This is a genomic window from Pseudomonas sp. 22490, assembly GCF_052044465.1.
Taxonomy (GTDB): domain Bacteria; phylum Pseudomonadota; class Gammaproteobacteria; order Pseudomonadales; family Pseudomonadaceae; genus Pseudomonas; species Pseudomonas aeruginosa.
In genome coordinates this window covers 119,693-146,001 of the sequence record NZ_JBQENS010000006.1, presented here as the reverse complement: position 1 = coordinate 146,001, position 26,309 = coordinate 119,693, and the positions used below count along the sequence as shown (strand labels likewise).

General features: G+C 65.5%; 22 protein-coding genes. 4 read left to right on the top strand and 18 right to left on the bottom strand.

All coding sequences use genetic code 11. The features are described 5' to 3' along the window. Positions 1–26: 26 nt before the first annotated feature. The 7 genes from ACTJJX_RS08900 to bacA form a co-directional block, all read right to left on the bottom strand. A complete protein-coding gene (locus tag ACTJJX_RS08900) occupies positions 27–566 on the bottom strand; it encodes a YaeQ family protein (RefSeq protein WP_003092594.1) in 540 nt (179 codons plus the stop codon). Positions 567–672: 106 nt separating this feature from the next. Next, positions 673–1,365, bottom strand: a complete 693-nt coding sequence (locus tag ACTJJX_RS08895; RefSeq protein ID WP_003100680.1) for a phospholipase D-like domain-containing protein — start codon at positions 1,363–1,365, stop codon at positions 673–675. An 18-nt stretch (positions 1,366–1,383) separates the two neighbouring features. Beyond that, positions 1,384–6,624, bottom strand: coding sequence for a DNA repair ATPase (locus ACTJJX_RS08890; protein WP_016852518.1), 5,241 nt, complete (start codon positions 6,622–6,624; stop codon positions 1,384–1,386). Between the two features lie 149 nt (positions 6,625–6,773). Beyond that, complete coding sequence (locus tag ACTJJX_RS08885) at positions 6,774–8,840, bottom strand: flotillin family protein (protein WP_003119319.1); 2,067 nt, start codon at positions 8,838–8,840, stop codon at positions 6,774–6,776. 35 nt (positions 8,841–8,875) lie between these two features. After that, on the bottom strand, positions 8,876–9,517 hold the full coding sequence (locus tag ACTJJX_RS08880; RefSeq protein WP_003100672.1) for a hypothetical protein: 642 nt from the start codon (positions 9,515–9,517) through the stop codon (positions 8,876–8,878). A 55-nt stretch (positions 9,518–9,572) separates the two neighbouring features. Next, positions 9,573–10,268: a PspA/IM30 family protein gene (locus ACTJJX_RS08875; RefSeq protein WP_003092609.1), complete on the bottom strand. Its 696-nt coding sequence runs from the start codon at positions 10,266–10,268 to the stop codon at positions 9,573–9,575. Positions 10,269–10,282: 14 nt separating this feature from the next. Beyond that, positions 10,283–10,903, bottom strand: coding sequence for a biofilm formation regulator BacA (gene bacA, locus ACTJJX_RS08870; protein ID WP_003092612.1), 621 nt, complete (start codon positions 10,901–10,903; stop codon positions 10,283–10,285). Positions 10,904–11,207: 304 nt separating this feature from the next. On the opposite strand from bacA, the gene ACTJJX_RS08865 reads away from it, so the two are divergent. Further along, positions 11,208–12,437 carry a CaiB/BaiF CoA transferase family protein gene (locus ACTJJX_RS08865; protein WP_004351428.1) on the top strand — a complete coding sequence of 410 codons (1,230 nt, stop codon included), beginning with the start codon at positions 11,208–11,210 and terminating at the stop codon, positions 12,435–12,437. A 184-nt stretch (positions 12,438–12,621) separates the two neighbouring features. Here ACTJJX_RS08865 and ACTJJX_RS08860 read toward each other — a convergent pair whose 3' ends face one another. Continuing rightward, complete coding sequence (locus ACTJJX_RS08860; RefSeq protein WP_003092618.1) at positions 12,622–12,906, bottom strand: DUF3509 domain-containing protein; 285 nt, start codon at positions 12,904–12,906, stop codon at positions 12,622–12,624. 112 nt (positions 12,907–13,018) lie between these two features. Between ACTJJX_RS08860 and ACTJJX_RS08855 the strand changes: the two genes are divergently transcribed. After that, positions 13,019–14,224: a poly(ethylene terephthalate) hydrolase family protein gene (locus tag ACTJJX_RS08855; RefSeq protein WP_016852517.1), complete on the top strand. Its 1,206-nt coding sequence runs from the start codon at positions 13,019–13,021 to the stop codon at positions 14,222–14,224. 52 nt (positions 14,225–14,276) lie between these two features. Here ACTJJX_RS08855 and thrC read toward each other — a convergent pair whose 3' ends face one another. The 4 genes from thrC to xerD form a co-directional block, all read right to left on the bottom strand. Next, positions 14,277–15,686: a threonine synthase gene (thrC, locus tag ACTJJX_RS08850; RefSeq protein WP_016852516.1), complete on the bottom strand. Its 1,410-nt coding sequence runs from the start codon at positions 15,684–15,686 to the stop codon at positions 14,277–14,279. Positions 15,687–15,738: 52 nt separating this feature from the next. After that, positions 15,739–17,043, bottom strand: coding sequence for a homoserine dehydrogenase (locus ACTJJX_RS08845; protein WP_016852515.1), 1,305 nt, complete (start codon positions 17,041–17,043; stop codon positions 15,739–15,741). 213 nt (positions 17,044–17,256) lie between these two features. Then, positions 17,257–17,985 (bottom strand): bifunctional protein-disulfide isomerase/oxidoreductase DsbC, encoded by a 729-nt coding sequence (gene dsbC, locus ACTJJX_RS08840; protein WP_003092626.1) that lies wholly within the window; start codon positions 17,983–17,985, stop codon positions 17,257–17,259. Positions 17,986–18,111: 126 nt separating this feature from the next. Continuing rightward, a complete protein-coding gene (gene xerD / locus ACTJJX_RS08835; protein WP_003092629.1) occupies positions 18,112–19,008 on the bottom strand; it encodes a site-specific tyrosine recombinase XerD in 897 nt (298 codons plus the stop codon). 214 nt (positions 19,009–19,222) lie between these two features. On the opposite strand from xerD, the gene ACTJJX_RS08830 reads away from it, so the two are divergent. Together ACTJJX_RS08830 and ACTJJX_RS08825 are read left to right on the top strand one after the other, a co-directional pair. Then, complete coding sequence (locus ACTJJX_RS08830) at positions 19,223–21,058, top strand: cation:proton antiporter (RefSeq protein ID WP_003100653.1); 1,836 nt, start codon at positions 19,223–19,225, stop codon at positions 21,056–21,058. Positions 21,059–21,170: 112 nt separating this feature from the next. Further along, on the top strand, positions 21,171–21,857 hold the full coding sequence (locus ACTJJX_RS08825; RefSeq protein WP_003119314.1) for a hypothetical protein: 687 nt from the start codon (positions 21,171–21,173) through the stop codon (positions 21,855–21,857). Positions 21,858–21,926: 69 nt separating this feature from the next. Here ACTJJX_RS08825 and ACTJJX_RS08820 read toward each other — a convergent pair whose 3' ends face one another. From ACTJJX_RS08820 to ffh, 6 genes are all read right to left on the bottom strand, one after another. Continuing rightward, on the bottom strand, positions 21,927–22,352 hold the full coding sequence (locus ACTJJX_RS08820; RefSeq protein ID WP_003092635.1) for an acyl-CoA thioesterase: 426 nt from the start codon (positions 22,350–22,352) through the stop codon (positions 21,927–21,929). A gap of 151 nt (positions 22,353–22,503) precedes the next feature. Then, complete coding sequence (gene rplS, locus ACTJJX_RS08815) at positions 22,504–22,854, bottom strand: 50S ribosomal protein L19 (protein ID WP_003092637.1); 351 nt, start codon at positions 22,852–22,854, stop codon at positions 22,504–22,506. Between the two features lie 41 nt (positions 22,855–22,895). Then, the gene (gene trmD / locus ACTJJX_RS08810) at positions 22,896–23,654 is read right to left on the bottom strand and encodes a tRNA (guanosine(37)-N1)-methyltransferase TrmD (protein ID WP_003119312.1); all 759 of its coding nucleotides are present in this window, start codon (positions 23,652–23,654) and stop codon (positions 22,896–22,898) included. 6 nt (positions 23,655–23,660) lie between these two features. Next, positions 23,661–24,188 (bottom strand): ribosome maturation factor RimM, encoded by a 528-nt coding sequence (gene rimM, locus ACTJJX_RS08805; protein ID WP_003092640.1) that lies wholly within the window; start codon positions 24,186–24,188, stop codon positions 23,661–23,663. A gap of 15 nt (positions 24,189–24,203) precedes the next feature. Beyond that, a complete protein-coding gene (gene rpsP / locus ACTJJX_RS08800; protein ID WP_003092643.1) occupies positions 24,204–24,455 on the bottom strand; it encodes a 30S ribosomal protein S16 in 252 nt (83 codons plus the stop codon). A gap of 209 nt (positions 24,456–24,664) precedes the next feature. Next, a complete protein-coding gene (ffh, locus tag ACTJJX_RS08795) occupies positions 24,665–26,038 on the bottom strand; it encodes a signal recognition particle protein (protein WP_003092645.1) in 1,374 nt (457 codons plus the stop codon). Positions 26,039–26,309 lie beyond the last annotated feature (271 nt).

The window sequence follows — 26,309 nt, the reverse complement described above, 5'->3', positions numbered from 1 at the left end:
TCGACGGAAGGAAACGGCGGCGGCGATCAACGCTCGCCCTGCAGCCACTCCAGCTGCAACTCGTGCTGGCCGTTCTCGTCGGTGACGAACAGGGTGCCCTCGCTGATCATCACGGTCCAGTTGATCGAACGCGGCAGGTCGCGGGACAGGCTCTCCAGGGGTTCCTGGGGCACTGCCGCGACGTTGATGTTCTTCAGGCTGCGCACACTGTCCAGCACCTTGGTCTGCCAGACCCGCAGGTTGCCATAGGCGAGCAGGCTGAAGCGCTCGCAGCGACGCGAGCACCAAGTGATGCGCTCGGCGTCCGGCTGGCCGACTTCGATCCAGTGCAGGACCCGGCCGTCCAGGCTCTTTTCCCAGAGCGCCGGTTCGTCCACGTCCGACAGGCCACGCCCGAAGGCGATCTGCTCGCCGTACCACAGCACGTAGGCCAGCAAGCGCACGGCCAGGCGCTCCTCGGTCTCGGAGGGGTGCCGGGCCACGGTCAGGCGCAACGTCTCGTAGACCCCGCGGTCCAGGTCGGTGAGGGAAATATCGGCTTTATAGGGCGTGGATTGCAGGGCCATGGGAATACCGGCGTGGGAAGCGAAAGGGCGCAAGTCTAACCTGAAACCCGCCCGCGTGCGGTCCGCCGGCCGACCGCCTGCCCTGCCTTTCTCGCGTCGCTGCCGCTCAGCGCGGGGCGTAGCGGCCCCAGAGTTCCTCGAACTCGCGCCGATAGGCGCCGATCAGCACGGCGTCGTCGGTTACCAGCAGGTTCTCTTCGTTGTTGACGCTGGCGCTGCGGGTCCAGTTGAAACTGCCGTTGAGCAGCCAGGCGCCATCCACCAGGGCGAACTTGTGGTGCATGTGGAAGGGACTGTCGTCGATTCGCAGCGGTACGCCGGCCTCGCGCAGCGCATGGATGTCGCTGCCTTCGTCGAACTGCTTGTCATCGTCGCTGATGATCCGCACCGGAACGCCGCGCCGATGGCAGGCCAGGATTTCCGCACTGAGCTGGTCGTCGGAGATGGTGAACACGCAGATGTCCAGGCTCTGCCTGGCCTGCCGGCACAGTTCGCGGATCTTCCGCCGACACTCCTCGCCGGGACTGAAATAGGCGCTGGCGCGGCTGCGCGGCGGCGCCGCGGTAACCTCCAGGGTGCGCACCACCTGCTCCAGCCACTTCAGGGCGGCTATCCGTTCGCCCTGCTCCTCCAGGAGGACCAGCTCACGCACCAGGTCGAAGGCACGGTTGCGCAGGAAACGCACCTGGTCGGGTGCCAGCTCGCTGCCCAGTTGGCGCAGTTCGTCCCGCTCCTCGTTGCTCAGCTTCAGATCGGCCAGGCTGTCGCGCAGCTGGCGGTCCAATCCGTCGAAGTCCATTTCCCGCTCCTCGTGTCCTCAGGGTTGATCGTTCTCCAGCGGCCTCTGCTCGCCGCCCAGCAACCGGCCCAGTTCGTCGAGGCGGCTGGATATCTCGTTGATGCGGTTGTGCGTGCGCAGGTCGACGTCGATCTTGCGGTCCATCACCTTGATCAGCGGCAGGAAACTGTCCTGCAGGCAGGCGGCAAGGCTCTCCAGCACCTGCTGCACGCCCGGCTGCGCAGGCGCCGTCACCTCGACATTCAGCGCCGGCGCACCCTGGCCGAGCTGGCGCAATCCAGCCAACAACTCGTCCCAGGGCGCCGGTTGTACCGGCTGGGGTTCGCGAGCCAGGCCACGGACGCTTTCCACAAGGTCGTTGAGCTGCGCAACCAGCCGTCCGCCGACGTCGGCGTCGCTGCCGCCCATGGACTTGTTGCGCAGGAAGTCACGCTTGATCTGCGCCCAGCGCTCGGCCTGCTCGGGGCTCTGGTTGCCGCGCAGTTCGGCGAGCTTCAGCAGGTTCTCCTCGGCTCCGGTGGTCAGCAGTTGCGACTCGCCCTGGTAGTGGTCGGCGATCAGTTGCAGCAGCTCGGCATCGTTCATCACCGCGGAGATCTTCTCCGCCATCTTGTTCATGTTGCGGTAGCTGCCCTGCAGCTTGAACGGCGGCTCGCTGCGGTACTGGTCGGCCTGGGCGGCGCTGGCGATGTACTGCTGGTTGACCTTGAGCACCACGTCGCGCACCTGCATGAGGCGTTGCAGGGTGCTGCTGATCTCGTTGATCTCGGCACCGCTGTAGCCGTGGGCCAGCTCGTTGCTGGAGAACGGCTTGCCCTCGGCCTTGGCGACGAAGCGATAGACGTCGGCCATGTCGCGGGTGGCCAGCGGCGCGAGAACCGGGTTGGAGGTCAGGGCGTTCTCGATGTAGCTGAGGGAGAACGCCTCCTGCATGCCGCTGAGGGTGTCGCCGAGGTTGTAGATGTCGGCGCGGTTGGCGAGCATGTCGGGAATGCGGAAGACCTCGCCGGACTCGGTGTAGGGGTTGCCCGCCATCACCACGCAGAACTTCCGCCCACGCATGTCGTAGGTCTTGGTCCGGCCCTTCCACACCCCTTCCACCCGGCGCGTGCCGTCGCAGAGGGAGATGAACTTCTGCAGGAACTCCGGATGGGTGTGCTGGATGTCGTCGACATAGAGCATCACGTTGTTGCCCATCTCCAGCGCCAGGTTGAGCTTCTCCAGTTCCTGCCGCGAAGTCGCGTCCGGCGCCTGCCCGGGGTCGAGCGAGCGCACCTCGTGGCCGAGGGCAGGACCGTTGATCTTCATGAAGATCAGCCCCAGGCGATGCGCCACGTACTCCATCAGGGTGGTCTTGCCGTAGCCTGGCGGGGAGATCAGCATCAGCAGGCCCATCAGGTCGGTGCGCTTGTTCTCGCCCACCGTCCCCATCTGCTTGGCCAGGTTGTCGCCGATGACACCCAGGTAGACGTCATTGATCAGCTTGTTGCGAACGAACGAGGACAGCGGTCGCGGCTTGAACTCGGCCAGGCGCAATGCCTCGCGCTCGCGTTCGACGATCTCCTGGCGCAGCGCCTGGTAGCGCCGCAGCCCCGGCAGGAATTGCTGGCGATGGCGACGCAGGCGGCCGAAGAAGTCGTCCACCGCCAGCGCCAGGTCGCGTTCGAAGATGCGCGGATGCTCGCCCATCAGGCCGTCGACCTGGAAGCGCAGGTCGACCTCGGTGATCCGTCGTGGCATCTCCTCGTCCAGCAACGAGAGCGCCACCGCCTCGTCCAGGTAGGCCGCCAGCGGCTGGAACTCGGCGTCGCCACATAGTCCGCGCAGCCAGTTGCCGGCCAGTTCCCACTGGGCGGCGGGCCGCTCGCCGAGACGCTCCAGGGTCTGCCGGTAGTCGTCCCATAGACGCGCGCCTTGCAGGCGCAGCTTGAGTCCTTCCTGCAATTGCCGGGCATATTTGCTGAAGGTGAATTCGGGACGCTCGGCGGACAATTCCCAGACCAGGTACTCGGCCGCCTCGTCGATATGCTGCGGGTCCAGCGCGATGGGCTGTTCGGCGAGCAGCGCACGCATCGCCGCGGCCACTTCGCCGCGAAGGGCGAGCAGGCCGTCGTCACGACCGAACATCTGCTGGATGCTGCGGCTGCTGCGTGCCCGCTCGGGCCAGCCGGCGACTTCCCGCTCCTCGCGCCGGCGGCTCCAGAACAGGCTGGCGAAGGCCCGCGCCGAGGGTGCGTAGCGTAGCAGTCCGGCGCTCTCGCGCAACGGCAGCAGGCGAACCAGGATCGCCGCCGCATCGTGGTCGTGAATGCCTTTCTCGTAGCCCTCCTTGTAGCGCGGTGCGGCGAAATCGCGGATCGCCCGCGCCAGCTCGTCCGGCTGCGCCAGCAGCGCCTGCAAGCGCTCCAGGCTGAAGCCATCGCGGCCCGCGTCGGCGGCGGCGAGCACTTCGCCGGCGAGATATTCGGCGCGGTACAGCGTCTCCGATTCGGATTCCAGGTTCACCTGCCAGAACTCGCGCAGCTCATCGAGCCGCGGGTCCTGCAGCGGTTCGAGGAAATCGGTGCCGGTCAGGTGCAGGTACAGCGCGTCGCCGCGCGGCATCAGGGTCAGGTCGAGTTCCTGGGTGTTGACGCTGAAGCGGTGGCGCGGGCCCAGGCGGATGACGTCGCCGCCCTCCTCGAACAGCTCGCTCTTGTCGCGCAATGCGCGGACCGCCTGGTCGCGCGCGGCCTTCAGGCGCGCCTCGACGTCGTCGGCCTTGACGCTGTCCTTCAATTCGCGAAGACGTTCGGCCAGTTCGCGCAACTTGAGGATCAGCGGGTCGGCGGCGAAGAACGCGTTCAGTTCCTCCGCCTGGGTGAAGCGCGCGGTGCGTCGTTGCAGGCTGTCGAGAATTCGCCGGGCGGCGTCGAGCAGTCCCTGGGCCTTGCGCTGGCGCTCGTCGAGCAGGGTCTGCTTGTGCGCTTCGAAGGTTTCCAGCAGCTCCTCGCGCTTGGCCAGGATGTCGCCGAGGAACTGCTCATGGTCGCCGAACTGGCTTTCCAGTTCCTCCAGTTGCACCAGCAGGCGCGACAGTTGCTCGTCGCAGCGCTCGGGGTCCTGGGCCTGGGCCAGGGCGTTGGTGATGCCCTGGCCGAACAGTTTGAACTGGGCGCCGAACTGGGCCACGGTCTCGCTCGAACCGAGTCCCTTGCGCCGCTGCTCGGCGCGCGCCTTGGCCTGGTTCAGGCGGGCGTAGATCTCCGAGATCGACTCGATGATGCGGGTCCGCTGGGTCGCGTCGTCGATGCGCAGCGAAGCCATCAGCGAGGACAGCATGTCGAGGTCGCCGGCCATCGCCTCCAGGGCCGCCAGCGGCTCGCCGAGCTGGGCCACGGTCTCGGCTTTCTGCGCCTCGCCATCGAGGCTCTGCAGGCGCTCCAGCAAGGGCTGCAGGGCCTGTTCGCTGGCGAGGAAGGTCGCGGTGGCGGCGGCCACCCGCTCGTGGGCCGCGAGCAGTTCGGCCTCCATGGCGTCGAGTCGCGCCACGTCGATGTAGCGGTACTCGCGGATGGTCAGCAGCAACCCACGCTGGGCGGTGATGCCGTTGAGCCCGTCGACGAACTGCTGCACCCGGTCCCAGCCGTCGGGCAGCAAGCCGGAGAGGAGCGCCTTGTGCCGCTCCTCCGCGTCGACCATCGCCTGGGCCGACTGGCGGCGGATACTTTCGACCTTCTCGTACTCGTCGAGCACCAGCTCGGCGGTCGCCGCCACTTCGCGCAACAGCGGCGCCAAGCCGTCCAGTTGGTCGCTGCCGAGCCAGTGGTAGACGTCGAACAGGCGCTGGGTGTTCTGGCACAGCAGCGAGTAGCGCTGGATCGAAACCGCCGGGGTCTCGATCTCCCGGCACAAGTCGTAGAGGTCGGAGACGCCGCGCACCAGCTCGGCATTGCCGATCCGCCCGAGAAAACCGCTACGCGCCGGTTGGCGGGCCGCGTACTCCTCGGTGCAGAACGGCGTCTGCCAGACCTGCATCGGATGGATGCGGGTCGGTTCCTCGCCTTCGGCGGCGAAGATCACCATGCGCCCGTCCTCCAGACGCGCGTAGCCGTGGCCGAACAGCGGATTCTGCAACTGGCGGTTGATCAGGTTGTAGGTGAGCAGCACGTTCCGCCCCTGCTCGGGATGGTAGAAAACGTACTGCACGTCCTCGCCGTTGGGCGAGCGTACCGAGCGCTTGAAGCGCATGCCTTCCATGGATTGCTCGAAGGTGCGGTACTCGCCGTTCTGCAGGTAGTAGCCGCCGGGGAAGATGATCCCGTGGTCCTCCGGCAACTGGATGCAGGCCAGGCCGATGGCGTCGATGCGCTCGACCTTGCCGGTCAGGCTGTTGAACACCAGGTAGCGCCACTGCTCCTCGCGATAGGGCAGGACCTTGAGCAGCAGCAGGCTGCCGAGGCGGGCGAACTCAACCTGCGCGTCGTCCAGCGACTGGGTCTTGTCCATCACCTCTTCGCGATAGATGCCCAGGCCGACCTCGGTGTTGTTCTCGACCTTGATGGTCAGGTCGCCGCCAATGGTCTCGACGAACAGGGTGTCGAGGATGTTCAGGTGCGGGAAGCGGCCCTCCACCACCATCTCGCGGGTAGCCCGCTGCCATTCGAAGTCGAACGGTGCCGGCAAGGCGATGTCGCGCTCGCCGCGGTTGTCGATGTAGCGGACCTCGCTGCCGTCGCTGGAGATCGACCAGCGGAACACGCGGATGTCGGTGATCCGCTCGCCGATCTGGAAGCTGGCCAGCAGCTTGCCGTCGCGGATCGCCAGTTGCAGCAGGCGGGTGTTCTTGTAGTAGGTGTAAAGCTCGTTGAAGTCGTTGACGAAGCCCGGCGCGGCGAGAAAGCTGTCCCCCAGTGGCACAGGCTCCGCCTCGTAGCCTTCGCTGCCCTCCACCAGGCGGTAGAGGGAGAACACGTCGGCCACGCCGGTTTCCTTGCGCAGGCCGATGAACACGTTGTAGCCGAACAGCAGGCAATCGCCGACCTGGACGATATCGCGGGCGATGCAGTTGTTCTCGGTACGGATGCGGACCCGGCCGATCACATCCATCTGGCTGTCGCCGAACTCCTCCAGGCGACTGGCGTTGAGCCTTTCGGCGGTCTGCCGCAGGCGCTGGCCCTGCTCCAGCAGGCGCTTGTGCAGCACCTCGTAGGCGCCGCCCTCGGCAACGGCCTTGTCCAATACGTCCTGCGCGGGAGTTGCGGCTTGAGTGTCCGACATCCTGGTCTTCCTGGGTCTACGGCGGTCATCGATGGAAACCGGCCCGAGCGGCCTGCCCCGGGCGCAGCCAACAGGCCACGCCAGGGGCTGCGCCGCTCAGGGCGCGGGCGGAACGCCTCCGCAGTTGGCGGAGGAGGCTGCGGGTCGACTCAGACTTCCGCCGCCGGCTCGTTCTCGTGGCCGCTCTTGCGTTCCGGCATCACCGCAGCGGCTGCGCCACGGCCGTTGAGCAGGCGGGCGAGGACGTCCTGCACCACCGGGCTCTTGCCGACCACACCTTCGATGGCCTTGCCCACCGACAGCGACTTGGCGAAGGAGTTGAAGAAGTCGCCCTCGCCGCCGACGATCTCGATGTTCGCCTTGCCCAGCGCGGTGGCGAGCACCTCGGCCTGCTCCTTGGCGATGTCCTTGTTCGCGGCGATGGCCGCCATGGCCTCCTCGAAGCTCTTCTCCAGCTGCATGCGGAACTCTTCGTGCTGGCGAGCGCTGTCGCTGAGGGCATCCAGGGCGCCGAACTTCTTGCCAAGCCCCTCGGCCTCGGCATTCAGGCGCTGCAGCAGTACTTCCGCTTCCGCGCTGCCCTGGTCCTTGGTGGCCTTGGCCTTGGCCGCGCCGAGCTGCTCCTCGCCGCGCGCCTGGGCGCCGAGCTTCTCGGCCAGCACCTTGGCTTCGGCCAGGCCGTCCTTCTCCTTGGCCGCGGCCTGCGCCTCGAGCACCCGGGCGTCGGCCAGGCCGCGCTCTTCGTCGCCCCTGGCTTCGGCGATCAGTTGTTCGGCACGTACCCGCGCCGCTGCCAAGCCATCCTTTTCCTTCGCCGCGGCGGTGACTTCCAGCACCCGCGCATCGGCCAGGCCCGGCGCTGCGCGCTCGGCCTCGATGCCCTCGGCCAGACGCTTCTTCGCCTCGGCCTGCTTCGACGCCGCTTCCAGCTCGGCCTGCGCCATGGTGTTGATTTCCACCGCCTTGTGCTTGGAGCGGGCCTCGTCGGCTTCCGCCTGCTTGACCTGGCGTACCAGCTCCTGCTCGGCTTCCGCCTGGGCCTGCAGCAGGATCACCTGCTTGACCCGCTCGGCCTCGGAAACCTCGCGCACCTCCTTGATCCGCTCCTCCTCCTGGGCCACGGTCTTTTCCACCGCGACGCGCTCGCGAATCACATTGGCGATGTTCTTGCGCTGCTCTTCCAGCGCCTTTTCCTTCTCGATCTTCTGCAGCTCCACCTCACGCTCGCGGGCGACGATCTCCAGGTCCTTGGCGCGGGTGACCTTCTCCACCTCGATGACCACCGCGCGCTGGCGGTTCTGCTGCGCCACCTCGACCTCGCGCTGGTGATTCTCGGTGCGCACGTCGATTTCCTGCTGCGCCTGGATCCGCGCCTGCTCGGCCTTCAGCCGCTCCTCTTCCTTGACCCGCGCGGTTTCCGCTTCCTCGCGGGCACGGATGGTCTCGATCTCGCGCTTCTGCCGGGCCTCGGCGTCAGCCTGCTGGCGCTCCAGGGCCAGGGCCGCCTCGCGGGTCTCGACGTTCTTCTTCTTGATCGCCAGCTCTTCGTTGCGCTCCAGTTCGTTGGTGATGACGTTCTGGGTGGCGGTCAGCTCGGTGATCTTGCGGATGCCCTCGGCATCGAGGATGTTGCTCGGGTCCAGCGAGTTCTTCGCGGTCTGCTCCAGGTAGTCGATGGCGACGTCTTCCAGGACGTAGCCGTTCAGGTCGTTGCCGATCACCTCGATGATGCGGTCACGGAAGTCCTGGCGATTCTCGAACAGCTGGACGAAGTCGAACTGCTTGCCGACGGTCTTCAGCGCCTCGGAGAACTTGGCATTGAACAGCTCGTTCACCGCCGAACGGTCGGAAGCACGGTCGACGCCGATGGCCTTGGCCACCTTGAGCACGTCGTCCTGGGTCTCGTTGACCCGCAGGTAGAAGGCAACGGTGATGTCCGCGCGCATGTTGTCGCGGCAGATCAGGCCGTCCTTGCCGCGCCGGTCGACCTCCAGGGTGATCAGCGAGATGCGCATGAACTCCTTCAGGTGGATCACCGGATAGACCAGCGCACCGGTGAAATGCACCTTGGGCGTCGACGACATGTCGTTGACGATCAGCGCGGTGCCTTGCGGGACCTTGATGTAGAAGGCCTTGAACAGGGCCAGCAGGCCCACGACCAGCAGAACGACCAGGCCCACTCCCAGCAGGAGGGGCATCAGCGACGTCATATCCATAGCAGCAGTTCTCCTTGATTCTCACCGAGCCCGGGTCAGATACCGCGGAACTCTTCCTCGGTAACGACCCGATAGGCGTGCTCCGCCTCCAGGTACTCCAGCAGCACGACGCGATCGCCGCGCTTGAAGCCTTTGTTCTCTTCCGCACGAACTTTCAGGATCAGCCCGGCGCCGCCGTCTTCCAGCAACGCCTCGCCATGTTGCAGGGTGACCCGCCCGCTGCGCACCACCGCGACCTGGCCCAGCACCGACTTGCTGCTGGTGCTTTCCAGCTTGCGGAACAGCGGCCGCAACGGCCGGCACAGCGTGGCCGCCAGCGGCGCCGCCAGGAACAGCGCGCCCACCGCCACCACGGCGCCCAACGGGTAGCGCAGCCAGCCGAGCGGCAATGCGCTGAGCAGCCACAGCTGGACGAAGTAGCAGAGGAACCAGGCGAAGAAGGACAGCAGGGTCAGCACCAGGGTGACCGGTACGCCGTTGAGTTTCAGCTTCGCCAGCAGCGCGGCGAGGCCTTCGGCCTGGCCGGCGCCATCGACGACCGACTCGGCGTCGAGATCGAGCACATCGATCTCGACCATGCCCAGGGCGACGATGCCCCAGTAGATGATCGCTAGGATCAGAAGAAAGCTGAACAGCACGGTCGGGAACGACAGCGCCGTCTGCAGGAAACCTTCCATTGTCGCTCTATCCCTGAAAAACGGGCCCGGACGCCTTCGCCGGGCCGCGGGCCTATCAGGCCTTGCCCTTTTCCTTCAGGCGCGCCAGCACGCCATCCACGCTGTTGCCCGAGGCCTTGATCCCAGCCGCGCGCAGCTTGGCGTCCAGCGCATCGTCCGGCGCCGCCGCGCTGGCCAGTTCGGCCGCGGCATCCATGGTCGCCGCGCGTTCGGCCTGGCGCTGCTTGATCCGCTCCAGGGAGTCCACCGCGGTCTGCAGCTTGCTCTTCGAGTTGCCGTAGCGCTGGGCAACGGCCATCTGCGCCTTCTGCACGCTCTCGGTGGCCTTGACCGTATCCACCTGTTGCTTGAGCTGGCGGATGTTGCCCTCGGCCTGGCTCACCGACTTGCGCAACTGGGCTACGCTGGCGGCGAATTCCGCGACCTGGGCACGCTCGCCCTCGAGCTGGTTCTCCAGGGTCGCGATCTTCTCCGCGACCTCCCGGGCCAGCTCCTCGTTGCCGGCCTCCAGTGCCTTGATCGCGTATTGCTCGTACTCGGCGACCTGGGCCGCGCCCTTCTCGACGCGCTCCTGGGCCAGGCGGTGGCGGGCCATGATCGAGGCCAGCGCTTCCCGCGACTTGCGCAGTTCGACGTCGGCGTCGCGGATCTCCTGGTCGAGGATGCGCAGCGCCTGGCTGTCGACGATCGCCTCGCCAACCTCGTTGGCTCCGCCGCGCAGGGCGCTCAGCAGCTTGCTCCATACCGTCATGATGGTGTCCTCCCTCAGGCCCGGGCTTTCAGGTAGCCGGCGTAGACTTCCGTGGCGCGGATCACGTTGCCGGCCAGGGTTTCGATTTCGTGCAGCACGCTGGCCAGCGACGAAGTCGTGCTCAACGCGCCGAACATGCTGTAGCAGCGCTCCTCGCCCGGCAGGTTGAGCAGGCCGATGCTCGACAGCGGGAACAGTTGCCGGCTGAGCAGGACCTCTTCGTTGAAGGCGGTCGCGTCGGTAACGTCGCTTTCCGGCCAGAGCAGCGCCTCGACGATGATCTGCTCGCCCTGGGGCGCGACGAACACCGGCAGGTCGCCGTATTCGCGCATGATCACGTAGAGACTCGCTTCCGCCCCCTCGATCAGCTCGATCTGGGCCTCGCCGCTGCTGAACAGCTCGGTGCCGCTCAGGGCCTCGGCCAGCGAGCGAGCGTTCCATACCCGGGCTTCCGTCATGTCTTCCTCCTTCTCCAAATGAGCCGCTCCGGCAGCCGGGCGACGCAGCATCCGCTCGATGCCGGCGAGCGCCGCGGCGTTCTCCGGCAAGATCCAGACTTCCTTCTTCACCAGGCCCTGCTCGCGCAGGCGCTGGCGAAAGACACGCTGATAATGGGCTGATGATTTCCGTTGCATGGACTCACACTACGAGATCACATGTAAGATTTCAACAGATCACATGTAATAAAACCCAACGCACGCGCATATCTACGCCGGGCCGGCCGGAGCATGGAAAAGAAACACGGGGAGGAAAGAGAGAAAGAAATGGCACGAGGGGCCTCCCTGGCTCGGTGTCTGGCGCGCTACATCCTGTATCGACTCCCGCATTAAACCCTCTATGCAAAAGGAATTGAAGGACCGCCGGGCATATCGGGAAAAAACGGGAAACGTCTCACCCTACCGCGGCACCCGCCCGCACCGCCGGCAAATGCTCTAGGCTATGCGCACACTGCAGCCTGACGGACACCGCATGGAACATTCGCCCAAACCGCTGGCCGGCCTGAAGGTGGTCGAGCTCGGCACCCTGATCGCCGGCCCTTTCGCCTCGCGGATCTGCGCCGAGTTCGGCGCCGAAGTGATCAAGATCGAGTCGCCCGACGGCGGCGATCCACTGCGCAAGTGGCGCAAGCTCTACGAAGGCACCTCGCTGTGGTGGTTCGTTCAGGCACGCAACAAGAAATCCCTGACCCTCAATCTCAAGCACGCCGAAGGCCAGGCGATCCTGAAACGCCTGCTCGGCGATGCCGACATCCTGATCGAGAACTTCCGCCCCGGCGTACTGGAAAAGCTCGGCCTGGGCTGGGATGTCCTCCACGCGCTGAACCCGCGCCTGGTGATGGTGCGCCTGTCGGGCTTCGGCCAGACCGGCCCCTACAAGGACCAGCCGGGCTTCGGCGCGGTCGGCGAGTCGATGGGCGGACTGCGCTACATTACCGGCTTCGAGGACCGCCCGCCGGTTCGCACCGGGATTTCCATCGGCGACTCGATCGCCGCCCTGTGGGGCGTGATCGGCGCGCTGATGGCGCTGCGACACCGCGAGGTCAACGGCGGCGAGGGACAGATGGTCGACGTCGCCCTCTACGAGGCGATCTTCGCCATGATGGAAAGCATGGTTCCGGAATTCGACGTGTTCGGTTTCATCCGCGAGCGCACCGGCAACATCATGCCGGGCATCACCCCCTCCTCCATCCACACCAGCGCCGATGGCCGCCACGTACAGATCGGCGCCAACGGCGACGCGATCTTCCGCCGCTTCATGCAGGCCATCGGCCGCGACGACCTGGCCAGCGACCCGCAACTGGCCAGCAACGACGGGCGCGATGCGCGCCGCGACGAACTCTATGGGGTTATCGACCGCTGGGTCGCCTCGCAGTCCCTGGAGGAAGTGCTGGCGGTGCTGGCGCGAGCCGAAGTCCCGGCCAGCCGCATCTACTCCGCCGAAGACATGTTCCGCGATCCGCAATTCCTTGCCCGCGAGATGTTCCTCTCGGCACGCTTGCCGGACGGCAAGCCATTCCGCATGCCTGGCATCGTGCCCAAGCTGTCCGCCACGCCAGGCTCCGCGGATTGGGTAGGCCCGGAACTGGGCGAGCATACCGATGCCCTGCTCGCCGAGCTGGGCTACGACAGCGAGGGCATCGCCGCCCTGCGCCGGGAAGGCGCCATCTGAACGGTACGCGGAGCCCTTCATCGGTGCTCCGCGGACAGGGCGGCCCCTCTCCCCTATCCAGCCAGGGAGAGGGGGTTATCCGCACGCTTCCACGAGCATGGCGCCATCCGGCAAGAGCCGCTGCACCGGCGCGCGCCTTCGGCCTGACCGCCCGATGCGCAACGCGCCCTCGAACGAGACGGTGCTAGCGCGACGAATACAGCAGCACGTGATCCCGCTCGCGGAAGGTCGCCAGCACGTCTTCCTCCATCCGCCCGACCAGCACCTGCAATTCCCGGCGAATGGTCTGCACGGCATCCTCGAGATAGCTTTCGTCGTTCAACTGCACCTTGGCGATGACCCGCTGCAACAGGGTTTCCCCCTGCGGATCGACCAGCGTGACCACCCGTCCGCCATCGGGCCGGGGCTGGCTGAGGGTGAAGGGATGGGGAGCGAAGGCATCGGCCAGTCGTTGCTTCAGGCTGTCCAAATCAGGTCTCCTGTTTCGACGAATAAGACTCGTCAAAGACCGAAAAAACGCGAATAGGGTTCGTCGATGCAAGCATTTACCGGACTAACGGCAGCATCTGGCGAAAGGCCACGTGCCGGCGCAAATAGCCATTCGAGCCGAACCAGGCCAACGCAACGATCAGCCCGCTATAAGGGAAGCACCGGGAAAAACTCCAACCATCCCACCCTCGCGCAACGCCTTCACCTGCTTGAAATTGCAGTATCCGGCGCGTCCGTCAGGCAGTAACAACGAGACTTCCCCCTGCGCATCGAACAGCGAGGATCTCATGACTGCCTTCGCATCCCCCCGCGGCGCCTGGCGCGCCTTCATCCTCGCGCTGGCATTCGCCGCCGGCACGGCACAGGGCTCGCTGCTGTTCGGCGCCGTGGGCCTGGCCAACGACCAGTACGCGCGTCCGGTCGCCGACACCGAGATCGCCAGCACCGCCGTGCTCGCCGATTGTCGTGGCTTCGTCGGGACCATCGCCAGGATCGTCCTGCTGGACGGCTCGATCCGCTGCAATGAGGCTTTTCCCTATGGCTTCGCCAGCCCGATCAGTACCAGCGTCTACTATCCGGCGGACATCGCCGCGTCCGACGCCAAGCTTCCGGTCATCACTTTCGTCGGCGGCATACTTTCCAACGCCGGCAACTATCACGAACTGATGAAACTGTGGGCCAGCCACGGCTTCATCGTGGTGATCTCCTCCGACTTCATCAATTCCTTCCCGCTGATGCACGCCCTCGGCATCCTTGAGGTCGCGAAACTGGACAGGGACCCGGGCTCGGCCCTGCATGACCGGGCCGACTTTTCCCGGACGCTGGTCGCCGGGCACTCCGCCGGCGGCCAGGCCACACTGCAGAGCGCCAGCCTCTCTGCACAAGCCCTGCAACTCATCGAGCCACGGTTGAAGCTGGTCGGCGCCCTGCCGATCGAGCCAGGCCCCCTGGCCATCGGTTCCACGGTAAAGACCCCGACCCTGCTGCTGACCGGACTGGCCGATGTGGTCGTGCCGCCGCTCAGTTGGCCGATCCTCTGGCAGGGCCCGTTGATCCGCGACGTGCCCGCCTGGGGCGCCACGGCCACCACGGCGACCCACTTCAGCCCGCTGCGACAGATCGAGTACAACGAGTTCGCCGGCATCAGCGTCGCCTGGGTGCTGTACCAAGGAAAGAACGATGCCCAGGCCCGCGACTATTTCGTCGGGCGCTACTACAAGCTGGCCAGCGACATCCAGTTCAACGATCCACTGAGGCTGCTCCGCCCCTCGCGCAACAAACTCGCCGCTGCCCTTTGAGAAGACATGAAAAGCCCGCCATCAAGGCGGGCTTCTTCCTTTCACGACAGGCTCAGAGCGGCTTGCCGCGATTGCCGTGCTGGCTGACGAAGGCCTGTACCTTGGCCAGCTCGTTCGGCAATACGGTGCAGCGCTCCTCGCGCTCGAACAGGTCGGCGAGGTGCGCAGGCAGCGCCGGCGCCTGGCCGATGCCGGCCTTCTCCACCGCTTCGGGGAACTTGACCGGATGCGCAGTGCCCAGGGTCACCATCGGCACGCTCAGGCTGCGCCGGCATTCGCGGGCGGCACGCACGCCAATGGCGGTGTGCGGGTCGAGCAACTCTCCACAGGAGCGGTATACCTCGGCGATGGTCTCGCAGGTCTGCTCGTCGCTGACCGCCAGGGAGTCGAACAGCTTGCGCGCCTCGGTCCAGCGCTGGTCTTCCACCGACAGCTTGCCGCTGGCCTTGAAGGCACCCAGCAGTTCGGCGACGGCCTTGCCGTTGCGGCCGTGCAGGTCGAACAGCAGGCGTTCGAAGTTGGACGAGACCATGATATCCATCGACGGCGACAGCGAGGGATGCAGGGTGTCCTTGTCGTAGCGATTACCGCTCATGAAGCGGTGCAGGATGTCGTTGCGGTTGGTCGCGACGATCAGCTGGCTGACCGGCAGGCCCATGTTGCGCGCCAGGTAGCCGGCGAAGATGTCGCCGAAGTTGCCGGTCGGCACCGAGAACGCCACCGAGCGATGCGGCGCGCCGAGCTGCAGCGCGGCATGGAAGTAGTAGACGATCTGGGCCATGATCCGCGCCCAGTTGATCGAGTTCACCGCTACCAGGCGGGTACCCTTGAGGAAGCCCTGGTCGGCGAAGCTGGCCTTGACCATCTCCTGGCAGTCGTCGAAGTTGCCTTCGATGGCGATGTTGTGGATGTTGTCGCCGAGGATGGTGGTCATCTGCCGGCGCTGCACCTCGGACACGCGGTTGTGCGGGTGCATGATGAAGATGTCGACGTTGTCGCAACGGCGGCAGCCTTCGATGGCCGCGGAGCCGGTATCGCCGGAGGTGGCCCCCATGATCACCACGCGCTCGCCGCGCTTGGCCAGCACATGGTCGAGCAGGCGGCCGAGCAGTTGCAGGGCGAAGTCCTTGAAGGCCAGGGTCGGGCCGTGGAACAGCTCCAGCACCCATTCGTTGCCGTTCAACTGGCGCAGCGGCGCCACTGCGTCATGGGCGAAGACGCCATAGGTTTCCTCGAGGATCTTCTTGAAGTCGGCATCGGCGATGCTGCCGGCGACGAACGGGCGCATCACCCGGAAGGCCAGCTCGTGGTAGGGCAGGCCGACCCAGGAGGCGATCTCCTCGAGGGTGAAGCGTGGCAGGTTTTCCGGGACGTAGAGGCCGCCGTCGCTGGCCAGGCCGGCGAGGAGGACATCTTCGAAGTTCAGGGCGGGCGCTTGGCCGCGGGTGCTGATGTAACGCATGTTCAAAACCTTCGCTGTTGACGCGGGCCCGCGAGCGGCGCCCGGCGTTCGATCAATTCAGTTGTTCGACACGGATACGGACCACCGGCCCGGACACGCCTTCCAGCGCTTCCAGGGCGGCGATGGCATCGTTGATGCGTTGTTCGATGACCCGGTGGGTAACCAGGATCATCGGCACCAGGCCGTCCTGTTCCTCGGCCTCCTTCTGCATGATCGATTCGATGTTGATGCCGCGCTCGGACAGGATGGTGGCCACCTGGGCCAGTACGCCCGGGTGGTCCTTGGCCTGGATGCGCAGGTAGTAGGCGCTTTCGCAGGCTTCGATCGGCAGGATCGGGTGGTCGGACAGCGCGTCCGGCTGGAACGCCAGGTGCGGTACGCGGTTCTCCGGATCGGAGGTCATGGCGCGGACCACGTCGACGAGGTCGGCCACCACCGAGGAAGCGGTCGGCTCCATGCCGGCACCGGCGCCGTAGTAGAGGGTCGAGCCGACGGCGTCGCCGTTGACCATCACCGCGTTCATCACGCCGTTGACGTTGGCGATCAGGCGATCCGAGGGAATCAGAGTCGGGTGCACGCGCAGCTCGAAGCCGCTCTCGGTGCGACGCGCCACGCCCAGGTGCTTGATGCGATAGCCGAGGGCGTCGGCGTAGTTGACGTCAGCGCTGGTCAGCTTCGAGATGCCTTCGGTGTAGGCCTTGTCGAACTGCAGCGGAATGCCGAAGGCGATCGAGGCGAGGATGGTCAGCTTGTGGGCGGCGTCGATGCCTTCCACGTCGAAGGTCGGGTCGGCCTCGGCATAGCCCAGGGCCTGGGCCTCGGCGAGCACGTCGGGGAAGGTACGGCCCTTCTCGCGCATTTCGCTGAGGATGAAGTTGCCGGTACCGTTGATGATCCCGGCCAGCCAGTTGATGCGGTTGGCCGACAGCCCCTCGCGGATCGCCTTGATCACCGGGATGCCGCCGGCGACAGCGGCCTCGAAGGCGACGATCACGCCCTTCTCGCGGGCCTTGGCGAAGATCTCGTTGCCGTGCACGGCGATCAGCGCCTTGTTCGCGGTGACCACGTGCTTGCCGTTCTCGATGGCCTTGAGCACCAGCTCGTGGGCCAGGGTGTAGCCGCCGATCAACTCGACGACCACGTCGATCTCGGGATTGCACGCTACGTCGAAGATATCGGCGGTGATGGGGGTCACACCGGTATCGCACTTCGGGTTCGGCCGGCGGGCGGCGATCTGCGCAACCTCGATACCGCGCCCGGCACGGCGGGCAATCTCCTCGGCGTTGCGTTTGAGTACATTGAAGGTACCGCCACCGACGGTCCCCAACCCACAGATGCCTACTTTGACCGGTTTCACGCTGGAACTCCCCATCTCACCTACGACGGCCGGACGCGCCGGCCTGCTATGGTTCCCCGATCGAATCGAGGTTGACGCGACCACTGTACGGGCCACGACACATCCTGGCGATGGATTCCGCCAGCGGGCGGCGGAAATCGCCAATGATGAAAACAAAAGAGCCGCACATTACGAAGCGGCTCTTTATTAGTCAATTGTTCGGCAGACCCGGCGCTATTTGGCCTCCAGCGCCAGCTTGGCCAACTGCTTGGCCGGCTGGTAGCCGGGGAGCAACTGGCCATTGGCAAGGACGATCGCCGGCGTTCCCTGCACCCCGACCATCTGGCCCATCTGGAACTGCTTGTCGACCGGGTTCTTGCACTCGGAAGACTTGATCTCCTTGCCGTTCATCATGGCGTCCATCGCCTTGGTCGGCTCCTTCGCACACCAGACCGCCTGCAGTTGCTTGTCGCCCGCCGACTGCGGCCCCTGGCGCGGGAACGCCATGTAGCGCACCTCGATCCCCTGCTCGGTCAGGTCCGGCACCTCGGCATGCAGCTTCTGGCAGTACGGGCAGGTGGTATCGGTGAACACCGTGATGTGCGCCTTGGCCTGGCCCTTGGCCGGATACACCACCATCTCGCTGGCGGGCACGCCGTTGATCGCCTTGGCGATCGCCTGGCTCTCGGCCTTCTCGGTCAGGTTGACCGGCTTGCCGTCCTTCACCTGGTAGAGGTAGCCCTGCATGACGAACTGGCCGTCGGCGCTGGCGTAGAGCACCCGGCCGCCCTTCAGCTGCACCTGGTAGAGCCCCTGCAGCGGGCTGCTGGCGATGGAGTCGATAGGCAGGTCCGGTTGCAGGGCCTGCAGGGTCTTGCGGATGTTCTGATCGGCATTGTCTGCCAGGGCCAGGGTACTCATCAGGCCGAGGGCGGCAGCAGCCAGAAAACGGGTCACGCGCATGTGTCACTCCTGTCGTGCGGTCGGCGAAGCCTACCATAGACCGCTATCCCGACGGGCCCGACGCTTGTCGCAGAACGCTACGAAAGCGCCTCTTTTCGGGTAGGTACGGATTTTTCGGACAAAGCGTCAGCCTCGCGGGTGGTGGCGTGCGTGCAGATCCTGGAGGCGGGCCCGGGCGATATGGGTATAGATCTGGGTGGTCGACAGGTCGCTGTGGCCGAGCAGCATCTGCACCACCCGCAGGTCGGCGCCATGGTTGAGCAGGTGGGTGGCGAAGGCGTGGCGCAGGGTGTGCGGCGAAATCGACGTGCCGATCGCCGCCACCTGCGCGTGATGCTTGATGCGATGCCAGAAGGTCTGGCGGGTCATCTGTTCGCCGCGCAGGCTGGGGAACAGCACGTCGCTGGGCCGCCCGCCGAGCAGGTCGCCGCGGGCCTCGCGCAGGTAGCGTTCGAGCCAGCCGATGGCTTCCTCGCCGAGCGGCACCAGGCGCTCCTTGCTGCCCTTGCCGAACACCTTGACCACGCCCTGGCGCAGGTTGACCTGCTCCAGGGTCAGGCCGACCAGTTCGCTGACCCGCAGGCCGCAGGCATACAGCACTTCGAGCATGGTGCGATCGCGCAGGCCCAGCGGGTCGTCGACTTCCGGCGCCGCCAGCAATGCCTCGACGTCCGCTTCGGAGAGGGATTTCGGCAACGGCTTGCCCAGTTGCGGCAGGTCCACCTGCAAGGTGGGATCCTCGGCGATCAGGCCATCGCGCAGGCAATAGCGGTAGAAGCCACGCAGGCCGGAGAGGAAGCGCGCGGTCGAGCGAGCCTTGTAGCCCTGTTCCAGGCGCCAGGCCAGGTGATCGAGGATGGCGTCGCGGCCGATGCCCTCCAGGCGCAGCCCGCGGCCATCGAGCCAGGCGTTGAACTGCTGGAGGTCGTTGCGATAAGCCTCGCGGGTGTTGTCGGCAAGGCCTTTTTCCAGCCACAGGGCATCGAGGAAACGGTCGATCAGGGGATGTTCGAGGGTACTCATGGATGAAGGCTGCGAACCAAATGAAAGCGCGGCTAGTCTTTCATAGCCTGGGCGCTATCGCGAGCGTTGGCCGTCATCGCCACGTAATGGTTAGTCAGGCCGGTCGACAGGAGGTCGGCCGGCTTCCCGTGCCCGCGGGAAAAAGCGGAGCCATGTGGCTCGATGGTTCGCCCCGGCTCAGGACGAGCGGAGCGACGCTGACAAGGAATCCTCGATGGACCAGAACGCTATCCTGCTCGCCCTCGGCGGCATCGGTGCCGCCGCCCTGCTCAGTCAATGGCTGGCCTGGCGCCTGCGCCTGCCAGCCATTCTTTTCCTGCTGCTATCCGGGATCGTCGCCGGCCCGCTACTCGGCTGGCTCGATCCGGACGAGATGTTCGGCCCCCTGCTGTTCCCACTGGTATCCCTGGCAGTGGCGCTGATCCTCTTCGAGGGCAGCCTGACCCTGCATTTCAGCGAATGGAAGGAAATCGGCACCGTGGTGCACCGAATGGTGACCATCGGCGCGCTCTCGACCTGGGGCGTGATCGCCCTGGCCGCCCACTACCTGCTCGACTTCAGCTGGGAAATGGCCCTGCTGTTCGGCACCCTGACCCTGGTCACCGGGCCCACGGTGATCGTTCCGATGCTGCGGGTGGTCCGGCCCAAGGCCGCGGTGGCGAACATCCTGCGCTGGGAAGGCATCGTCATCGATCCCATCGGCGCCCTGCTGGCGGTAGTGGTGTACAGCTTCATCATCTCCAGCGGCGAAGGCGATGGCTGGCTACACAGCCTGCAGACCTTCGGTGGAGTGATCCTCTGCGGCAGCCTGTTCGGCATCCTCGGCGGCTGGGCGCTGGGCATCGTCCTGCGCCGCCACTGGCTGCCGGACTACCTGCACAACCTGGCGACGCTGGCCGCGGTGCTGGGCGTATTCATCGCCTCGAACCGGGTGATGCACGAATCCGGACTGCTCGCCGTCACCCTGATGGGCATGGGCCTGGCCAACATGAAGGGCGTCGACGTACGGCAGATCCTGCACTTCAAGGAAAACCTCAGCGTCCTGCTGATTTCCGGCCTGTTCATCCTCCTGGCCGCGCGCCTGGACATCAATGCCCTGCTCGGCCTGGGCCCGGCGGCGCTGCTGGTGCTGCTGCTGATCCAGTTCGTCGCCCGGCCGCTGAACGTGGCGCTGTCGACCTGGGGTTCGCCGCTGAGCTGGCGCGAGCGCGCCCTGCTCAGCTGGATCGCCCCGCGCGGGATCGTCGCCGCGGCGGTCTCGGCGATCTTCGCCATCCGCCTGAGCGCCGAAGGCCATGCCCAGGCGGCGCTGCTGGTGCCGCTGACCTTTCTGGTGATCATCGGCACGGTGGTCCTGCAAAGCGCCACCGCCCGCCCCCTGGCGCGCCTGCTGAAGGTCGCCGAGCCCTCGCCCAGCGGCTACCTGATCGTCGGCGCCAATCCGGTCGGGCGCGCCATCGGCAAGGCCCTGAAGAGCCTCGGCAGCCGCGTGCTGCTGACTGATTCGAGCTGGGAAAACATCCGCGCCGCCCGCATGGACAACCTGCCCACCTATTTCGGCAATCCCACCTCGCAGCACGCCGAAGCCCACCTCGACCTGGTCGGCATCGGGCATTTGCTGGGGGTTTCTCCAGCCGGCGAGCTGAATACCCTGGCGGCCATGCGCTTCCGCCACGAGTTCGGCCATCGCCAGCTGTTCGGCCTGCCGACCAGCCAGGAAGCCAAGCGTACCGACAAGCACCGCTCCAGCGACGAACACCGTGGCCGTCCGCTTGGCCAGCGACCGCTGACCTACGCGCAGTTCGCCAGCCTGCTGTCGCGCGGCGCCGAAATCCGCACCACCCTGCTCACCGACACCTTCGGCTGGAACGACTACCAGGCGCTGCACGGCGAGTCCGCGATCCTGCTGTTCGCCCGCGATCCGAACGGCAGGATGCACGTCGCCACGCCACAGTCCACGCTGGCGCCGGGCACCGGCTGGACGCTGCTGTCGCTGATCGACGCGGAACCGTCAGTCAGCAAGTCGCAGGCCACGGAAATCGCCGACTAGACTTCAACGAACCGACGAAAGACCGTCGTCACCCTATCCAAGGTTGGGTGACAAACGAAGCCCACGAAGAGGATGATTGCATCTAGCCATCATCCTCTTTTTTCATCAGGCCATGACCATGTCCAATCAACAACATTCCCGCCTGGGCCAGATCCTGATCAACAAGGGGCTGATTAGCGCCGCCCAACTGGACGCCGCGATCCAGGCGCAGTTGAGCAACCACAAGCGCCTGGGCGAAACCCTGATCGAGCAGGGCCTGCTGAGCGAACGGCAACTGAAGAAGGCGCTGAAGAAGCAGACCAACCTGCGCCTGGCCGCGACCCTGGTCGCCGCCCTGCTCAGTCCGTTCCAGATGGCCAGCGCCGACATCCAGCGCATGCAGCCGCCAGCGGCCATGAGCCGCCAGGAACTGCCGAAGAACCTGCGTCCGCTGACCGACGTCGAGATGAGCAACGTCAACGCCCAGGGCCTCAACGAAAGCCTCGAGGGCCTGTTCCTGAAGGCCGAGGGCGGCGACGGACTGGCCGCGGTGAAGCAACTGGCGAAGCTGGTGATGCCGATGCTCGACAGCCTGGAGGCGGAAACCTCGATGAGCGACGTTCGCTACGAAACCGGCAAGACGCAAAGCACGCTCAACCCCGACGGCTCGGTCAACCTGCGCCTGCCGAGCAGTATCGGCGAGGTGCGCTTCGACAATATCCGCATTGCCGGCGCGCCGCGCGAGCAGACGTTCGGCAGCGTCAGCCTGCAACAGATCGACCTGTCCCAGGCCTCCCTGAAGATCAGCCTGCGGCCCTGATCCCAACCCAGGGCCGGATCGTCCGGGGATATGGAAAAGGCACCCGTGGGTGCCTTCTTTCTGCCTGTATCAAGCCGCCTGGCTGGCCGGGAACCCCGGCAGGACCGGAACCGGCCGCTTTTCGTCGTCGATGGCAACGAAGCTGAACAGGCCGTGTATGGCCTTCTCGCGACCGTCGGCGTACATGCTTTCCAGGTACACCTCGACCTCCACCTTGAGGCTGGTGTTGCCGACCTTGACCACCCGTCCGACCAGTTCGACGATCGAGCCCGCCGGGATCGGGTGGTTGAAGTCGATGCGATCGGTGGAAACGGTCACCAGCGGCAGGCGGCAGAAACGGGTCGCGGTGATGAACGAGACCTCGTCCATCCAGGCCAGCGCAGTCCCGCCGAACAGGGTGTTGTGGTGATTGGTGGTGGGCGGGAATACCGCCTTGGTCACACGGGTTTCGGAAAGCTCGGTGCGACGCAGGATTTCTTGCTCTCTGGGGGTCATGCCACGAATACCGGATGGAGTGGCTGCCTGGGTGCCGCGGATGTTGTACTGGTTATGCGCTGCCGTGGGCAGTAGGAAACGCCGCCGGAAAGGCGAACGCCAGACATGAAAAAAGCAGCCCTCGGGCTGCTTTTCTCGGAGAAGAACCGGATTAGACCAGTTTTTCCTTGATGCGCGCGGCCTTGCCGGACAGGGCGCGGAGGTAGTACAGCTTGGCCTTGCGCACGTCGCCGCGACGCTTGACGCTCAGGCTGTCGACGATCGGGCTGTAGGTCTGGAAGGTACGTTCCACGCCCACGCCGTTGGAGATCTTGCGCACGGTGAAGGCGCTGTTCAGGCCACGGTTGCGCTTGGCGATGACGACGCCTTCGAAGGCCTGCAGACGCTGACGGTCGCCTTCCTTCACCTTGACCTGGACGATCACGGTATCGCCGGGGGCGAACGCCGGGATCTCTTTGTTCATCTGTTCAGCTTCGATCTGCTGAATGATCTTGTTGGTCATGCTGTGCTCCTAAGACCGGCAATCGGCCAGCCATCGATACGTTAACTATCGTCCCGCTGACGGATATATTCCGCCAGCAGCTTCTGCTCTTCTCCAGAAAGCGAGCGGCTATCCAGAAGATCGGCGCGTCGTTCCCAGGTCCGCCCAAGGGCCTGCTGCAAACGCCAACGCCGGATGTGTTCATGGTTGCCACTGAGCAACACTTCAGGAACACGTTTGTCCGCGTACACCTCGGGTCGGGTGTAGTGCGGGCAGTCGAGCAGGCCATCCGTGAAGGAGTCCTCCTCGGCGGAATCTGCATGACCCAATGCACCGGGCAGCAACCGCGTCACTGCATCGACCAGCACCATGGCCGGCAACTCACCGCCGGACAGGACATAATCGCCGATCGACCATTCTTCATCGACGTGCTCTTCGATGAAGCGCTCGTCGATGCCTTCGTAGCGCCCGGCGATGAGGATCAACGCTTCCTCTTCGGCCAGTTCGCGTACGCCCGCCTGCGTCAGCTGGCGGCCTTGCGGCGAAAGGTAGATCACCTTCGCCTTCCTGCCCCCGGCGGCTTGCCTGGCATCCGCCAGCGCGCCCTCCAGAGGCTTGATCTTCATCACCATGCCAGGGCCACCGCCGAAGGGCCGGTCGTCCACCGTCTGGTGGCGGTCCTCGGTGTAGTCCCGTGGATTCCAGCAGGTCAGCGTGAGCAACCCCTGCTTTACCGCACGGCTGGTGATGCCATAGTCACTGATCGCGCGGAACATCTCCGGAAAGATGCTGACGACGCCCACCCACAAACGCTTGTCCATGGATGATCAGAAGTCCGCGTCCCAGTCCACCCGCATCTCGCCAGCGGCCAGGTCGATCGACAGCACGCACTGCCCGGTGTAGGGCAACAGGCGCTCGCGGTCGTCCAGGCTGCCCGCGCAGGGCTTGACCACCATGACATCGTTGGCACCGGTTTCCAGCAGATGGTCGATCACGCCGAGCAACTGCCCGCCCTGGTCGATCACCTTCAGGCCTTCCAGCTGGTGCCAGTAGTACTCACCTTCCTCGAGAGAGGGCAACTCGCTACGCGGGATGCAGATCTCGTAACCGGTGAAGGTGCGGGCCTCTTCGCGATCGTCGAGCCCCTTGAGCTTGGCGGCCAGGACCTTGCCATGCAGGCGCCCCCTGACCAGCTCGGCCTGCCGAATCTCGCCGTCGCGCCGGAGCGTCCAGCGGCGATAGTCCAGCAGGTTGTCCAACGGGTCGGTAAAGGAATACACCTTCACCTCACCGCGGATGCCGTACACCGAAACGATCTTGCCGATCACGACCAGGTCGTCGGCGGGTGTCGGCATTTCACTCATGACGGCTTAGGCGTTTGCCTTGGCAGCGTCCTTGAGCAGCTGAGCAACGCGCTCAGACGGCTGTGCACCCTGGCCGAGCCAGTAGGTAGCACGCTCCTGGTCGACGGACAGACGCACTTCGCCACCAGTCGCAACCGGGTTGAAGAAACCGATGCGCTCGACGAAGCGACCATCGCGCGCATTGCGGCTGTTGGTCACGGTCAGGTGGTAGAAGGGGCGCTTTTTGGAGCCGCCACGAGCAAGACGGATGGTTACCATGTGAACTTCGTTCCTGTAGTCGGTGCTTGCAAAATGAATGCACGCTGGGCCCACGGCCCGAAAGGCCGCATATTCTAAGGATTATCGGGGAATTTGCAAATCTCTTTTTCGGCCACCCATCGGCCGGCGCGGAGAGCGCGGGAAGCACACGGTCCGCCCGCCGGCCGACGGCGCGAAACCGCCGGCGTGGCCAGCGGCCGCGCGTCCGATCAAAGCTTGGGCATGCCCCCCGGGAACATACTGCCCATGCCTCGCATCATCTTGGCCATGCCGCCCTTGGCGGTGACCTTCTTCATCATCTTCTGCATCTGCTTGTGCTGCTTGATCAGCCGGCCGACGTCCTGCACCTGGGTACCGGAGCCAAGGGCGATGCGGCGCTTGCGCGAGCCGCTGATCATTTCCGGATCGCGCCGTTCGCCGGGCGTCATCGAGTTGATGATCGCCTCCATCTGCTTGAACTGTTTCTCCGCAGCACCCTGGGCATTGCCCATCTGCGCCAGGTTGACCCCGCCGAGCATCGGCAGCTTGTCCATGAGCCCGCCGAGGCCGCCCATGTTCTTCATCTGTTGCAACTGGTCGCGGAAGTCTTCCAGGTCGAAGCCCTTGCCCTTCTTGATCTTCTTCGCCAGCTTCTCGGCCTTGTCGCGGTCGAGGTTCTGCTCGGCCTGTTCGATCAGGCTGAGCACGTCGCCCATGCCGAGGATGCGCGAGGCCACGCGGTCGGGATGGAACGGATCGAGCGCTTCGCTCTTTTCGCCCATGCCGAGGAACTTGATCGGCTTGCCGGTGATCGCCCGCACCGAGAGCGCGGCACCACCACGCGCGTCGCCGTCGACCTTGGTCAGGACCACGCCGGTCAGCGGCAAGGCGTCATTGAAGGCCTTGGCGGTGTTGGCGGCGTCCTGGCCGGTCATGGCATCGACCACGAACAGGGTTTCCGCCGGCTTGATCGCCGCGTGCACCTGCTTGATCTCGTCCATCATGTCGGCATCGATGTGCAGGCGGCCTGCGGTATCGACGATCACCACGTCGATGAACTTCAGTCTCGCCTCGCGGATCGCCGCCTCGGCGATGGCCACCGGCTTCTGGCTGACGTCGGAAGGGAAGAAGGTTACGCCAACCTCGCCCGCCAGGGTTTCCAACTGCTTGATCGCGGCGGGTCGGTAGACGTCGGCGGAAACCACCATCACCGACTTCTTCTTGCGTTCCTTAAGGAAGCGCGCCAGCTTGCCCGCGGTGGTGGTCTTGCCCGCGCCCTGCAGGCCGGCCATCAGGATCACCGCCGGCGGCGCGACGCTCAGCGCCAGGTCCTCGTTGGCCGCCCCCATCAGCTCCTCGAGCTCGGCGCGGACGATCTTCACGAACGCCTGTCCCGGGGTCAGGCTCTTCGAGACCTCGGTACCGACGGCGCGCTCCTTGACCTTGTTGACGAAGTCCTTGACCACCGGCAGGGCCACGTCGGCCTCGAGCAGGGCCATGCGCACTTCGCGCAGAGTGTCCTTGATGTTGTCCTCGGTCAGCTTGGCCTTGCCGGTGACATGGCGAAGCGTCTGCGAGAGGCGGTCTGTAAGGTTTTCGAACATGCGCGATCCTTCCACGGGGGTTGCGGCAAGCGGCGGATTATAACCAAGAGCGCGTCGCGGGACACGCGATGAAAGACGGAGTGTGTGTCCGGCGACGACCGGAGGCCAGCCTCAAGTCCTTGATTTGCCGATGCGTTCCGTCTTTGCCGAAGCGACCGCCGGACCATGAGGTCGCGGCGCCCGCGGCAGGCGGTCCGCCAACCCGGCCACAGGTACGAGAGAACTGTTCGCAACGGCTTTCTCGCGACGCTCGATCTATGCCAAACTCCCA